The organism is Rhizobium mayense, assembly GCF_030272705.1.
Taxonomy (GTDB): Bacteria; Pseudomonadota; Alphaproteobacteria; order Rhizobiales; family Rhizobiaceae; genus Rhizobium; species Rhizobium mayense.
On the sequence record NZ_JARFYM010000023.1, the window covers coordinates 90779 to 104049 of the forward strand.

Annotated in this window: 13 protein-coding genes and 1 tRNA gene; 12 read left to right on the top strand and 2 right to left on the bottom strand. The window is 60.6% G+C overall.

Annotated features, from left to right (window positions below):
* Positions 1-39 precede the first annotated feature (39 nt).
* From PY649_RS23495 to PY649_RS23550, 12 genes are all read left to right on the top strand, one after another.
* Complete coding sequence (locus PY649_RS23495; RefSeq protein ID WP_285871179.1) at positions 40-972, top strand: carbohydrate ABC transporter permease; 933 nt, start codon at positions 40-42, stop codon at positions 970-972.
* Positions 962-1840 (top strand): carbohydrate ABC transporter permease, encoded by an 879-nt coding sequence (locus PY649_RS23500; protein WP_285871158.1) that lies wholly within the window; start codon positions 962-964, stop codon positions 1838-1840. The genes PY649_RS23495 and PY649_RS23500 overlap by 11 nt, the downstream gene beginning before the upstream one ends.
* Entirely contained in the window at positions 1840-2607 is a 768-nt protein-coding gene (locus PY649_RS23505) for a tyrosine-protein phosphatase (RefSeq protein ID WP_285871159.1), read from the top strand. The genes PY649_RS23500 and PY649_RS23505 overlap by 1 nt, the downstream gene beginning before the upstream one ends.
* Complete coding sequence (gene ugpC / locus PY649_RS23510; protein ID WP_285871160.1) at positions 2607-3719, top strand: sn-glycerol-3-phosphate ABC transporter ATP-binding protein UgpC; 1113 nt, start codon at positions 2607-2609, stop codon at positions 3717-3719. The genes PY649_RS23505 and ugpC overlap by 1 nt, the downstream gene beginning before the upstream one ends.
* 530 nt (positions 3720-4249) lie before the next feature.
* The gene (locus PY649_RS23515; RefSeq protein ID WP_285871161.1) at positions 4250-5281 is read left to right on the top strand and encodes a 2-aminoethylphosphonate ABC transporter substrate-binding protein; all 1032 of its coding nucleotides are present in this window, start codon (positions 4250-4252) and stop codon (positions 5279-5281) included.
* Positions 5281-6426, top strand: a complete 1146-nt coding sequence (locus tag PY649_RS23520) for an ABC transporter ATP-binding protein (RefSeq protein WP_285871162.1) — start codon at positions 5281-5283, stop codon at positions 6424-6426. Before PY649_RS23515 ends, PY649_RS23520 begins: the two co-directional genes overlap by 1 nt.
* A complete protein-coding gene (locus tag PY649_RS23525; protein WP_285871163.1) occupies positions 6419-7288 on the top strand; it encodes a 2-aminoethylphosphonate ABC transporter permease subunit in 870 nt (289 codons plus the stop codon). The genes PY649_RS23520 and PY649_RS23525 overlap by 8 nt, the downstream gene beginning before the upstream one ends.
* Positions 7272-8069, top strand: a complete 798-nt coding sequence (locus PY649_RS23530; RefSeq protein WP_285871165.1) for an ABC transporter permease subunit — start codon at positions 7272-7274, stop codon at positions 8067-8069. The genes PY649_RS23525 and PY649_RS23530 overlap by 17 nt, the downstream gene beginning before the upstream one ends.
* Before the next feature lie 102 nt (positions 8070-8171).
* Positions 8172-9074, top strand: coding sequence for a LysR family transcriptional regulator (locus tag PY649_RS23535; RefSeq protein WP_285871166.1), 903 nt, complete (start codon positions 8172-8174; stop codon positions 9072-9074).
* Between the two features lie 156 nt (positions 9075-9230).
* On the top strand, positions 9231-10379 hold the full coding sequence (locus PY649_RS23540) for a TIGR03364 family FAD-dependent oxidoreductase (protein WP_285871167.1): 1149 nt from the start codon (positions 9231-9233) through the stop codon (positions 10377-10379).
* A gap of 2 nt (positions 10380-10381) precedes the next feature.
* Positions 10382-11185: a phosphonoacetaldehyde hydrolase gene (phnX, locus tag PY649_RS23545; RefSeq protein WP_285871168.1), complete on the top strand. Its 804-nt coding sequence runs from the start codon at positions 10382-10384 to the stop codon at positions 11183-11185.
* A gap of 98 nt (positions 11186-11283) precedes the next feature.
* Positions 11284-11538 (top strand): aldehyde dehydrogenase family protein, encoded by a 255-nt coding sequence (locus tag PY649_RS23550; RefSeq protein ID WP_285871169.1) that lies wholly within the window; start codon positions 11284-11286, stop codon positions 11536-11538.
* 755 nt (positions 11539-12293) lie between these two features.
* Here the strand turns inward: PY649_RS23550 and PY649_RS23555 are convergent.
* Both PY649_RS23555 and PY649_RS23560 read right to left on the bottom strand, forming a co-directional pair.
* Positions 12294-12929 carry a DUF1684 domain-containing protein gene (locus PY649_RS23555; protein ID WP_349644442.1) on the bottom strand — a complete coding sequence of 212 codons (636 nt, stop codon included), beginning with the start codon at positions 12927-12929 and terminating at the stop codon, positions 12294-12296.
* A gap of 250 nt (positions 12930-13179) precedes the next feature.
* Positions 13180-13256, bottom strand: a tRNA-Met gene (locus tag PY649_RS23560).
* Between the last annotated feature and the right edge of the window lie 15 nt (positions 13257-13271).

A 13271-nucleotide genomic window follows, 5' to 3' on the forward strand; every position in this document is an offset into this window, starting at 1 on the left:
GTCTTCCTCCAGCACAAAGGAGCATGCGCCGTGGCCGAAATGACCCTCAGCGCTTCCGGTGCCAACCGGCGAGCCGCACGCCGCTTGAGCAGCAAATGGACTCAAATCACGCCGTGGATCTATCTTCTGCCGGCCGTGTTCACGCTGGTCTTGTGGATCTACTGGCCGCTGATCGATGCCCTGCGGCTTAGTTTCTACGAATGGAACATGCTGCCCACCGCGCCGCTCAAATTCGTCGGATGGCGGAATTACACCAATATCTTCGCCCTGCCCAAGCTTTGGCAGGCAGCGCGCAATACCGGCATTTACGTGCTGGGACTGATCCCGATCGCGGTCATCATTCCGCTCGCCATCGCCATCTGGACGCACGACCTGCCGGCGCGCTCGCGCAATATCTATCGTGCGCTGATCTTCGTGCCGATGATCATCGCACCGGTCGTCGCGGCCGCTGTCTGGCGCTGGCTGCTCGACCCCGGTCACGGCATGGTCAATGTCGGGCTGAGCCTCTTCGGTTATTCGCCGGTCAAGTTCCTCACCGATCCCAAGATTGCCATCTGGACGATCATCGTCATCACCGGATGGAAGCTGATCGGCTTCTCGACGCTGATCCTTTCGGCGGCGAACGCCAACATTAATCCCTCGCTGATCGAGGCGGCCCGCATGGATGGCGCCAGTAAATGGGAGATCATCCGCGACGTCCGGCTCCCGTTGCTTTCCTCCTCGGTACTGCTCCTTGTCATGATGACGATCCTGCTCGGAGCACAGTGGAGCTTCACCTACATCAACGTGCTCACCTCCGGAGGACCGCTCGGGGCCACCAGCAATATCTACTACCTGCTGTGGGATTTCGGCTTTTCCAGCCTTTCGGTCGGCTGGAGCTCGGCAGCGGCCATCATCCTTTTCATCGGCTTCAGCATCGTCGCCTTCATCCTGTTCCGCCTCGTCAACCGGTACTCCTTCTATGACAATTGACGCGACAACGAGCCACGTGGAGCTCTCCCCCTCCCGTCCCCGCCGGCGGCGCCGCTCGGCCCGGGGTCTCGATACGATGATCGGTCACATCGTCATGGTGGTGCTGACCATCTTCTGCCTGTTCCCGGTCTATTGGATGCTGGTCACCTCGCTTCGGCCAGCCAATGCCATCTTCGAGACGAGCCTGTGGCCCACCGCCGCTTCACTCGAAAATTATACCTATGCGCTACGCGCCATCCCGGTGGTGCGGATGCTCATGAACACACTTGTGGTCTCGGCCGTGGTGACGGTGGTGCAGCTCTTTACCGGGCTCCTTGCCGCCTATGCTTTCGCACGCTGGAAATTCTCGTACGACTGGCTTGTCAGCAGCCTCGTGGCGCTGACCTGGCTGGTGCCGTTTCAGGTGGTGATGATTCCCAATTACCTGCTCGTCGCCAATATGGGACTGCTCGACAATATCGTGGCGCTGATCCTGCCGCATTTCGCCTCGGCGCTCTGCATCCTGCTGCTCACCCAGTCGATGCGTGCCTTCCCCAAGGAGGTTTTGGAAGCCGCTCGGATGGATGGCGCTCGCAGTTGGCGGACACTGTGGGAAGTGGTGGTACCAAATTTGCGCGGCACCATCGCCTCGCTCGCCATCCTGATCTTCATTTCCACCTGGAACGAGTATTTCTGGCCGCTGCTTTTAAGCCGCACGCCGGAAAACAGTGTCATCCAGATCGGCATCCAGATGTTCATTACCGCCGAGGGTAATGCCTGGGGCCCGCTGATGGCGGCTTCGACCATGGCCAGCCTGCCGATCCTCATCTTTTATGTCCTGCTGCAACGGCAGGTCGTCCAATCCTTCATGAAATCGGGACTCCGCTGATGAACGCCTCCATCGACCGTCACTTCCGCCTTAACGGCGCCCACAACGTCCGTGACCTGGGCGGTTACCAAGCGGGCGACGCTGTCACACAATGGCGCCGCCTGTTCAGAGCCGATGCTCTTCACCGGCTCGACGCCACCGACATCGACGCCCTGCTCGAAGCGGGCCTGCGCACCGTCATCGACCTGCGCCATGCCGGCGAACTTGAGCAGGCGCCCAGTCCCTTCAAGGGCAGTGCCGAGGTGCGCTACATCAACGTGTCGCTGTTCGAGCAGTTGGTCCCGACCCTGACCCCGGGCGGGCAATATGCCGACGGCGACGTGCTGCTCGACCTTTATCTCAAGGCCCTGGCGCTGCGCGGCGAGGCTTTCCGCGATGTTCTTCACCACATCGCCGATGCCGACCAAGGCGTGGTGATGTTCCACTGCACCGCCGGCAAGGACCGTACCGGGATGATCGCGGCTCTGCTCCTTGGCGCTGCCGGCGTCGACCGCGACACCATCGTTGCCGATTATGCACTGACCCGCCCGGCAATCGAGCCAATCGTTGCCGAGCTCCTCGCCGACGCCAAGACGCGGGGCATCGACCCCGAGCAGTTCAGCCGGCTGCTGGTAAGCGAGCCGGCGACCATGTTTGCCACGCTCGACCACATCGAAGCCAAGCATGGCGGGATAGCCGCATACCTGAGCGGGATCGGCGTCGACGCGGTCACGATCGGTAAGCTGCGCAGCCGGCTGGTCGCGGTGAACGGACAGGGAGAGGCATGATGGCCGAACTGGAACTCAACGGAGTGAAGAAAGCCTATCAGGGCAATCAGGTCGTGCACGGCCTCGACCTCGCCATAAAGGACGATCAGTTCGTGGTGATCGTCGGCCCTTCTGGCTGCGGCAAATCCACCCTGCTGCGCATGATCGCCGGGCTGGAGGACATCACCTCGGGCGAACTCGCGATCGACGGCGAGATCGTCAACGATATCGACCCGGCCGATCGCGGCTGCGCCATGGTGTTCCAAAACTATGCCCTCTACCCGCACATGACCGTGCGCCAGAACATGGCCTATCCGCTCAAGATCGCGCGGCTCCCAAAGGCTGAACGCGAGCGGCGGGTCGAGGAGGCGGCGCGCATCCTCGATCTCACGCAGTATCTCGATCGGCGACCGGCCCAGCTCTCGGGCGGGCAGCGCCAGCGCGTCGCCATGGGCCGGGCCATCGTGCGCGAGCCCAAGGTGTTCCTGTTCGACGAGCCGCTCAGCAATCTCGACGCCAAGCTGCGGGTGCAGATGCGCATCGAAATCCGGCGGCTGCACAAACGACTTGGGGCGACCTCGATCTTCGTCACCCACGACCAGGTGGAGGCTATGACGCTCGCCGACCTGCTGGTCGTGATGAATGCCGGCCATATCGAGCAGGTCGGAAGGCCGTCCGAGATCTATCGCAGGCCGGCCTCTGTGTTCGTCGCCAGCTTCATGGGCGCCCCCGCCATGAACTTGTTCGATGCCGCCATCGTCTCGCCGGGCGAAATCGCACTCGACGCCGTGACGACCAATCGGATCGCCGCTCCTTCGCATGATCTTGCGGTCGGTACCCGCATCAAGCTCGGCATTCGGCCAGAGCACGTCAGCATTGCGGCGCCCGGTGCACCGGGCCTCGCGGCGCGGATCGATCTTGTCGAGGAACTGGGCGGCAGCCAGATCGCCTACTGCGCTGTGGGCGAGGCTGAGATGGCCGTGGTTCTGCCGCCCGACATGGAGGCACAGGAAGGAACGCTCTTGACGCTCGCCTTGCCGCCATCGGCTCTGCACATCTTCGATGCGGCAAGTGGCAAGCGGCTCGCACTCGAAACGACCGCTGCAGCGGTTAACGCCCGCCTGCCCGCCTGACACCGTCAGCCTCCGAAGCGGATGGCAAGGCGCATCGCCCCTCATCCGCACCTTGATTGCGCTGCTGCGGTATTGCCGCCGCCAGCTCACCATCTGCGAGAGAATGAGCAGCAGTCCGTTTTCCGATGCCAGGCAGGCGTAAAGCCGCGACGGGGTCACTCCGTAAAGGACGAACAGAGCCGCGGCGCCCGCGAGAATGATCGCCGCGACTAAGATCCGGCGGATACGGCTTCGCAATCCCGGATGAAGACTTCCGGACAAATGCGCGCGCCGTCCATATCCAATTAGCGCCCGCTTCCTCCAGTCCTTCGATCGGCCGCTTGTCGATCGTGTCATTCGCTTCGGAAAACAGTTTGCCCAGCGATCCCGCCGTATGACCTTCGCAACCGCTGACGGCTCTTACAATTTATAGTTTTTTTCTATTGTCATTTGGATGTAATAGTTTTTGCATATGATTTTCCTCGCACAGCTTCCTTGCGATCCACTGCCAGGCAGGCGAGCGGGATCGCATTTTCAGTGAGGGAACCATCATGAACGCAAAATGCATTTTGGCGATTGCCGGGCTTTTCGCCTCCGTCGCAATGCCCGCCATGGCGGACGACAATATCGTGACCATTTACAGCGCCGACGGTCTTCATGACGGTTCGCCGAGCTGGTTCGGCAATGAGTTCGACGCTTTCACCAAGGCAACCGGCATCAAGGTCCAGTATGTCGAGGCTGGCTCCAGCGGTGTTGTCGATCGTATCGCCAAGGAAAAATCCAACACCCAGGCCGACGTTCTCGTCACTCTGCCGCCCTTCGTGCAGAAGGCTGCGAGCGAAAACCTGCTGCAGGCCTATACGCCGGCTGGCGCCGACAAGATCGACGCACGCGACAAGGACCCGAAGGGCTTCTACGTCGCGATGATCAACAACTATCCGAACTTCATCTACAACAGCTCCGTCTTGAAGACGGCTCCGGCGACCTACCAGGATCTGCTCGATTCCAAGTTCAAGCAGAAAATCCAGTATTCGACGCCCGGCCAGGCCGGCGATGGCACCGCGCTGATGCTGCAGGCCTTCCATGCCTTCGGCGGCAAGGATGCCGGCCTCGACTATCTGAAGAAGCTTCAGGTCAACAATCTCGGTCCTTCCGCCTCGACCGGCAAGCTGACTGCGCTCGTCAACAAGGGCGAACTCTATGTCGCCAACGGCGACCTTCAGATGAACCTTGCCCAGCAGGCCAACAATCCGAACATCAAGATCTTCTTCCCCGCCGGCCCGGACGGCAAGAAGACCGCCTTCCCGCTGCCCTACTATATCGGCCTCGTCGCCGGCGCGCCGCACAGCGACAACGGCAAGAAGCTGATCGACTTCCTGCTCGCCGAGGACGCCCAAAAGGACGTCAGTGCCGTTGCCCAGGGTCTGCCTGTTCGCACCGACATCCATCCGACCGACGACAATTATGCAAAGCTCCATGCCATCATGGACGGCATCGAGATCCGGTCGCCCGATTGGACGCAGGTGCTGGCCGACCTGAAGCAGGACGTCGACGCCTATAACCAGGCGACCACGAGCAACTGATGTCGTCGGCGGGAACCATGGTTTCCGAAGGCGCGCGGCCGATGACAATGGCATCGGCCGCCTCCGCCAAGCGGATCCGCTTCGAGGACGTTTCTGTCGCCTATAATGGGCTGACCGTCCTCGATTCATTGAGCCTGACGGTCAATCCCGGCGAGATTGTCGCGCTGATCGGCCCGTCCGGATCGGGAAAGACCACGGCGCTCAGAGCAGTCGCCGGTTTCGTGCGCCCGGCAAGCGGCCGCATCACCATTGGCGACCGGGACGTTACCAATCTCGCGCCCTATGACCGTGACATCGGCATGGTGGTGCAGAACTACGCCTTGTTTCCGCATATGCGCGTCGAGGAAAATGTCGCCTTCGGTTTGCGGGCGCGCCGGACTGCGGAAGACGTCAGTCGTGCGCGCGTGCCGGAAGCGCTTGCCATGGTCGGCATGTCCGCCTACGCGAAACGCTATCCACGGGAGCTTTCCGGCGGTCAGCAGCAACGTGTCGCCATTGCCCGGGCCATTGCCATCCGCCCGCAGGTGCTATTGCTCGACGAACCGCTTTCGGCGCTCGATGCGCAGATCCGCCGTTCGATGGTCGATGAGCTTGCCCGGCTGCATCGCGACCTGCCGTCCCTGACGGTCTTGTATGTCACCCATGACCAGTCTGAGGCTTTGACGCTCGCCAACCATATCGGCATCATGCGCGACGGTAAGCTCAGAGCCTTCGGCGACGCGCAATCGCTTTTTCGCTATCCGCCGAACCGCTTTGCTGCCGAATTTCTCGGCAGGGCGAATTTGCTGACCGTCAAGGATCTGCAGCCACTCGATGGCGATCGGGCCCGGGTGACCTTCGGCGATCAGCAATTGATTGCCCGCAACCATCATCGCCTGCCTCCGGGCAGCGAGTGCCTCCTGTGCGCCCGGCCGCATGACTTCCGTCTCGATCCGCCGCTGAGCGACAGCAACAGACTGGCGGGCACGGTGCGCAGCGTTCAATGGCAGGGCGATACCCATAGCGTCACGCTCGATGTGGCCGGACAGGAAGTCCGCCTGACCTCCGTGCCGATGCATCGGCCGCCGGAGCCGGGTGCTCGCCTCGACGTCCATTTCAATCCGGCTGACGTGACCCTCGTGCCTGAGGACGAGCGGCATGGCTAATGTTGCTATCGCCTCCGTTGAGCGCGGGCCCCGATGGGATCGGGCCTGGATTGCCCCGCCGCTGTTGGTTCTCGGCGTGCTGTTCTTCTATCCGCTGGGGCTTATTTTCCGGCAGTCGCTCGGTGACACCGGCAAGCTATCCCTGGCGACGTTCCAAACGGTGCTGGCATCGCGCGAATTTCACGACGGCCTTGTGCATACGATCGTGATCGCCCTGGGCTCGACAGCGGGCTGCCTGATCCTGGGTTTTGTCTTTTCGCTCGTCATCGCATTTATCCCTTTTCCGGGCGCCAGATTCTGCGGACGCGTGATAGACACGGTCATCGCCCTGCCGACTTTTCTGGTGACGCTTGCCTTCACGTTCATCTATGGCTCCGCCGGCCTTCTCAATGAATCGCTGATGCAGCTCATGCATGTCGATCTGCCGCCGATCAATTTTCTCTATTCGCAATGGGGCGTGATCCTGGCCGAAACGACAGTCTATACCCCCTTCGTCATGCGCCCGCTGCTTGCCACTTTCTCTCAGATCGAGCAGGCGCAGATCGAAGTCGCGAGCTCGCTCGGCGCCAAGCCTTGGCGCATCGTCCGGCAGATCATTCTGCCGGCCGCCATGCCGGCCCTGATTGCCGGCGGCAGCCTCTGCCTGTTGCTGACGGTCAATGAATTCGGCATCGTTCTGTTCATCGGCGCAAAGGGTGTCATCACGCTGCCAGTGCTGATTTACTCCAAGGCCATTCAGGAATTCGACTACACCACGGCCTGTGTCATTGCCGTCGTTAACGTCGCGCTCTCGCTTGGGCTCTACAGCCTATATCGTGCCGTGATCGCACATTTTGGAGGCCGTCGTGCTGGTCTGGTCTAAGTCCGGGCGCCTCATGGTCTGGCTGGTCGCCATTCCGCTCTTCGCAATCGTCTACGGCCTACCCATCGCCGTCATCGCGCTCGCCAGCGTGAGCGGCCAATGGAACGGGATTCTCCCCAGCAAGCTGACCCTTATCCATTATGCCAATGCGTTCACGAGCGACTCTTTCGACAGCCTGAAGGCAAGCATCGCAACCGGCGCGATCGCCAGTGTGGCCGCGCTCATCACCGGTACCTGGGCAGCTCTCGCCCTACGGCCGATCAAGCCGCTTCCGAAACGGGTTCTCGATCTTCTCTTCTTCGTGCCAAGCGCCGTACCGTCCGTGTCGATCGGGCTCGGCCTGCTCGTCGCCTTCAGCCAGCCGCCCATCCTGCTGAACGGTACACGGATGATCGTGCTGATCGCCCATTTCGTGCTGATTTCGGCCTTTACCTATGGCAACGTCACTGCCGGGCTGTCTCGTCTTCCGGCAGATTGCGAACAGATCGCCGAAAGTCTCGGTGCGCGCCCATTCTATCGCCTGCGCCGCATTACCCTGCCGCTGCTGATGCCCTATCTGATTGCCGCGTTCAGCCTGAGCTTTGCCCTGTCGATGGGAGAACTGGGTGCAACGGTCATGGTCTATCCGCCCGGCTGGGTCACCTTGCCGGTCAACATCTTTGCGCTTTCCGACCGCGGAGCGATCTTCGATGCGGCGACGTTGACGATGATCCTCGGTACGGCGACATTGATCGTGCTCTGGATCCTCTCGCGCCTGTCCAACAAGGCCATGTTGCGCTGATATTTGCGTTGATCGCCGAAGTGGAAGGCTGAAGGCCGTTGCCTGGCTGCAAGCGACAACGTATGCAAGCCTTGGGGACGCCAAAATTTCATGAGGTAAGGAATGCCATCCGTTACGCTTGCGCAAATGAGAGCCGTCGAGGCGCTCGCTCGAACCGGCAAGTTCTCGCGCGCGGCGGAAGATCTCGGCATCAGCCAGCCGTCGGTCTCGACGCAGGTACAATCCTTCGAAGAGCTCTGCCGCACCCGCGTCTTCATTCGCGACGGCCATAACGTGACGGTGGCACCTTCCGCGATCGATCTGATCGCCAAGATCAAAATCACCCTGAAATGCGTCCAGGAGGTGGACCGGGCAATCGCGGACACGACATCGCTCAACAAGGGCACCATTTCCATCGGCTTCAGCGCGCATCGCCTCCTCATGCCGATCCTGACGGCCTTCGTGCGGCAATTTCCCTCACTTCGCCTGACGACGCGCGGAGGCCCATCGCTGGAGTTGACGGACGCCGTGGCGCGCGGCGAACTCGATGTCGCGGCAGTCTCGCAGGTCGCGCCGGACGGCCGCTTCTCGTCGCTGCGCCTTCACCAATCCCGCGTCGCGATCTATGGCCGCAAGGGCGATCCGCTGCTCGGAAGAGGCAAGCTCACGCTTGCCGATCTCGACGGCCGGGACATGGTTCTGTGGAATAAAGCATCCGGGACACGCACTCTTCTGGAGGACGCCGCCAACCGGCAGGGTATTCAGCTCAAGCCTGTCATGGAAGTCGCCACCCTTGATGTCGCCTACGCTGCGGCGGCGGCCGGAATTGGATTGGCGATTTCCATAGAGGGCGAGGTTAGCCCGGATGATCATATCGACGTAGTGCCGCTCGTCGAGCCCGAACTTCAAATCGGTCACTACCTGATCACGCTGCCAGAATGCCGCGATCATGCCGCGATCCAGGCATTCTTCGATATCGCCAAGGATCATTTGGCCGAAGCGGAGGGAGATCTGCCTTACGCGTGATGGCTATGATTATAGGTTTTGCATATAGTTTTTGAAATTTTATAATTTTGTCATATCGCTCCGATATCCTTTGCCCTATTCCATAAAATGCGGGTTTTCGTCGCTCGCCGGCGAAGCAGGCAGCTGAGGAAAGCAACAGAGTGAGGATAGGGTGATATGGCTGCAGGATATGATCTCGCAGTGGTGGGAGCAGGCATTGTCGGCCTCGGCGTGGCCCTTGCCGCCGCGCGCAAAGGCAAGAAGGTCGTGGTCGTTGAACGCAATGCCAAGGCCATCGGCGCGTCGATCCGCAATTTCGGCTTCGTCACCATCACGGGCCAGCGCGCCGGGGCGCATTGGGCCCGCGCCATGCGCGCCCGCGATATCTGGGCCGAGATCGTCGAAGAGGCCGGCATCCCCGTCATCCATCGCGGCCTCATAATGCCGGCGCGCCTGGAAGAGGCGGCCGTCGTTCTGGATGCCTTCCTGAAGACTCCAATGGGCGAGCAATGCCGGCTGATCACTTCGGCCGAAGCTGCCGATCTCGTGCCCGCGCTGCGGCTGGACGCCGTAAAATCCACGCTCTACAGCCCGCATGAACTACGCGTCGAATCCTCGGAGGCCTTGCCGAAGCTCGCCACTTGGCTCGAGCACAAGCATCAGGTCGACTTCCGCTGGAATACGGCGGTGCGCTCGGTGAACGGGACCCGCGTCGAGACCAGCCATGGCACGATCGAGGCCGAAGCGGTCGCCATCTGCCCCGGCGATGATTTCTCTACCCTTTTTCCCAATGTAATTGCCGCCCATCCGCTAACCATCTGCACGTTGCAGATGCTGCGCGTCTCGCCCGGTCAGCCGACCCGCTTCGGCGCCGCCGTGATGTCGGACATGAGTCTCGCCCGGTACGAGGGATTTGCCGCCCTTCCGGAAGCAGTAGCGCTTGACCGGCGGCTTGATGCGGAGGAGGCCGAAAGCCGCGCCGCCGGCATTCACCTCATCGCCGTGCAGTCGGCTGACGGTTCGCTGGTCGTCGGTGACAGCCATGTCTACGGCAATGCCCAGCAGCCCTTTGCCCAAGAGCGTTTCGATCGCCTGATCCTCGACGAATTCGACCGCATCTTCGACTGCCCGGACCGCCATGTCGTCAACCGCTGGATCGGCACCTATGCCTCCTCGGCCGAGCGCACCGTGCTCGTCGAGCGGCCGGCCGACAATGTCCGCATCGTCATGGTGACGGGTGGAACCGGCGCCTCGACCGGTTTCGCGCTCGGCGAACAGGTCGCTGACGATCTCTTTTCATCCGTTCCGGTTCCTCAGGAGGCATAAGCATGACCGAATTGAAGGCCGTCATATTCGATTGGGCGGGCACGACCATTGATTTTGGCTCGTTCGCGCCGATGGGCGTCTTTGTCGAGGCCTTCGCCCGCTTCGGCATCGACGTAACGATCGCGGAAGCCCGAGAACCGATGGGTCGGCCGAAGTGGGACCATATCGACGCCATGTTGCGACAACCACGCATTCACGATCTTTGGATGCAACGCCACGGAAAGGCGCCGTCGAGCGAAGACGTCGATGCCGTCTACGAGGTATTCGTGCCGATGAACGAAGAGGTCGTGCACAAATTCGCCAGTCTCGTGCCCGGCACCGTCAACGTTGTGAGCACACTCCGTCAGCGCGGCTTGAAGATCGGCTCGACGACCGGCTATACGCGTTCGATCATGGAGAGAATCCTGCCGCTTGCCAGGGCGCAGGGCTATGAGGTCGACAATCTGGTTTGCGCGGGCGACCTTCCGCAGGGACGCCCGACACCGATGAACATGTATAAGTGCTTCCTCGACCTCGAAGTCTGGCCTGCACATGCAGTCGTCAAGGTCGACGACACCGGCGTCGGGATCGACGAAGGCGTGGCCGCCGGTTGCTGGACCGTCGGCGTTGCCCTGAGCGGCAACGAGGCGGGGTTAACGCCGGAAGAGATCACCGCACTTCCTCCAGAAAAGCTTTCCGATATTCGCAATCGCGCCTCAACAAGCCTCAGAGCCCATGGCGCGCATTATGTCGTTGACACGATCGCCGATCTGCCTGCGGTCATTGATGACATCGGACGGCGACTCAAGGCTGGCGAACGGCCGTAGCTCTTTGGTATCGCAGACAATTGGCGCCGCATTGCGATCAGCCGTTACCTTCCGTCCAAGGTAAGACGAATATCGCTTGGAGCTCCATCGCGCATAAGATGGCCGCCGCCCGGGTGCGGGCCGGCACGATCCGCATCAACCGCCATTTCGTGGGCGACTGCGCGCTGCCCTTCGGCGGTTTCCGCCAGTCCGGCTGGGGCCGCGAACGCGGGCAGGAAGTCTTTGAACCCTACCTGGAAACAAAAACGATCGCGAGCCCCGCTTTAAGCTCCGTGCGGGCGATCTCGACCGCCTGCGATCCGATCGAATATGACTCCGAAGCCGGGCAGCGATGCCCGGCTTTCGGTAAATGATAAGAGGACCCTGGTGACCGGCGTCCTACTCGCCAGGCAGGCGCTTACTGCTTTTGACGCGCATGTTCGACCGGGTATGCGAGAAGATGATCTCCCATAGGACGGCTCCGCTGAAGAATGCACTGCGCTGTCGAACTGGGCGGCAAACTCGGGAACGTGAAACAGCCCCAAAAGAGTATCATCCAGCAGATCACCGACCGCGCCGCCGAACAGCGCCCGCGTCTGGCGGCCTTGTGGTTATGGTTTGGCCAAGGAGCTAGTATCGCCAGCGTCGCCGCAGTCTGCGCGAGCAATAGTATCTTTGTGAGGAGGAGGAATTGGTTGCGCGGGGCCCGAGCGCACCGAGAGTTGCAGAATAAGCCGCCTTGAACCAACTCGAACCCTCGACCAACCAATTCGATTGGCTGGCATAAGGTTCTGTTATGGAACCACAGCTTCTGATCTATTTAGAAAGGTCTTTTGGATCGAAATTTAACTCAGCTTAAAACTGGCCTTAGTTCCGATAGATAACCTTTGGGCGCAAGAATTGAGGCGGCTGAAGCCCGGTTGGGCGACAAACCATGACCCGTCGTTCTTTCTTGACAAAGCAATTCTGATGTCAACTCAACTATCAGCCTCGAGCCCAATCAAAATAGCTATCAGGCGACTCGATGCAGCAAAGGTTTACTGCACCGACAGTGAACGGCAGGAAGTAGAATCCTATTTGTAAGGGATGTGCTGTCATCACAATCACTGCATCTCCGCTTCACCGCGGCTCATTTCGAGATAGGTAGCCGTTCTCCGGCTTTCACCGCGCCTTTCAGTCGATTGCCCGATGGCGCTAATGGACAGACATACCGGGAAGAATAGGCGCACGAAGGAAAATAGGAGAAGTTGAAATCAAGCACTAGTGTGCCGTCTGGACGGACAACTCCGAGATCCGCTCCCTTGATGGTGTCGAGGAGATATCGGCCACCGCCATACGTCTCGGTCCCTGAGGTCGCGTCGACAAACGGCAGGAACACGCCACCGCCGTACCCCTCAATCCAGTAAAGGGTTAGTTCGCCACCCAATCTGGTCTCCAGCCCGGTTGTACGGGCGAAAGCATGCATCGACAGGTCACCATCCACTCCTGTTGCGACGGCTATCCGTTCCGGCGTTTCCGGGACAAGCTGAACAGCCAGGCGCAACGAGGGATCATAAGGAAATATCGTCGGCCCTTCGAACGTCTTGCGGTCGACCGACTCAATTGGCGACTGAGGATGGTCGCGAAACAGGGTCGAACGGGTGTCGCACCAAAGCCTCCAGGCAGCAACCGCGTCCGGACTAGAACGTACCTCGTAGTAGAGATTTGCGATCTTCTCGCGCCATTCCCACAGTTGTTGAGTCTCGTTCAAGTCATTTCCTCCCATTTCAGAAATTGCGCGGCGTTTCGTTCACGAAACGCTAGCTCAATCAAAAGCCCGTCGACGCTTGCGCGGAGGAGCTTAAGGGCAAATATCCCGAGTCGGAGAATTTGCAAGTTTTATTGGCAGCGGGGGGCAGGCTTTGTGGTTTTCTGTGCCGCGTCTCGCCTTCAGGTTATGGTCCGCAGGACGAGGAGCTACCATCGCCAGCGAAGATGAAGTCTTCGCGCCAGCGATAAGTATCTAGGAGAAGGCTTGGTTGCGGGGGCAGGATTTGAACCTGCGGCCTTCAGGTTATGAGCCTGACGAGCTACCGGGCTGCTCCACCCCGCGTTACCAGCGTAAACC

What these genes read in the sequence shown, in the direction of transcription:
- PY649_RS23500 (WP_285871158.1), top strand. Translation starts at nt 962, where the DNA reads ATGACAATTGACGCGACAACGAGCCACGTGGAGCTCTCCCCCTCCCGT.
- ugpC (WP_285871160.1), top strand. Translation starts at nt 2,607, where the DNA reads ATGGCCGAACTGGAACTCAACGGAGTGAAGAAAGCCTATCAGGGCAAT.
- phnX (WP_285871168.1), top strand. Translation starts at nt 10,382, where the DNA reads ATGACCGAATTGAAGGCCGTCATATTCGATTGGGCGGGCACGACCATT.
- PY649_RS23540 (WP_285871167.1), top strand. Translation starts at nt 9,231, where the DNA reads ATGGCTGCAGGATATGATCTCGCAGTGGTGGGAGCAGGCATTGTCGGC.
- PY649_RS23515 (WP_285871161.1), top strand. Translation starts at nt 4,250, where the DNA reads ATGAACGCAAAATGCATTTTGGCGATTGCCGGGCTTTTCGCCTCCGTC.
- PY649_RS23495 (WP_285871179.1), top strand. Translation starts at nt 40, where the DNA reads ATGACCCTCAGCGCTTCCGGTGCCAACCGGCGAGCCGCACGCCGCTTG.
- PY649_RS23525 (WP_285871163.1), top strand. Translation starts at nt 6,419, where the DNA reads ATGGCTAATGTTGCTATCGCCTCCGTTGAGCGCGGGCCCCGATGGGAT.
- PY649_RS23550 (WP_285871169.1), top strand. Translation starts at nt 11,284, where the DNA reads ATGGCCGCCGCCCGGGTGCGGGCCGGCACGATCCGCATCAACCGCCAT.
- PY649_RS23555 (WP_349644442.1), bottom strand. Translation starts at nt 12,929, where the DNA reads ATGGGAGGAAATGACTTGAACGAGACTCAACAACTGTGGGAATGGCGC.
- PY649_RS23505 (WP_285871159.1), top strand. Translation starts at nt 1,840, where the DNA reads ATGAACGCCTCCATCGACCGTCACTTCCGCCTTAACGGCGCCCACAAC.
- PY649_RS23520 (WP_285871162.1), top strand. Translation starts at nt 5,281, where the DNA reads ATGTCGTCGGCGGGAACCATGGTTTCCGAAGGCGCGCGGCCGATGACA.
- PY649_RS23535 (WP_285871166.1), top strand. Translation starts at nt 8,172, where the DNA reads ATGCCATCCGTTACGCTTGCGCAAATGAGAGCCGTCGAGGCGCTCGCT.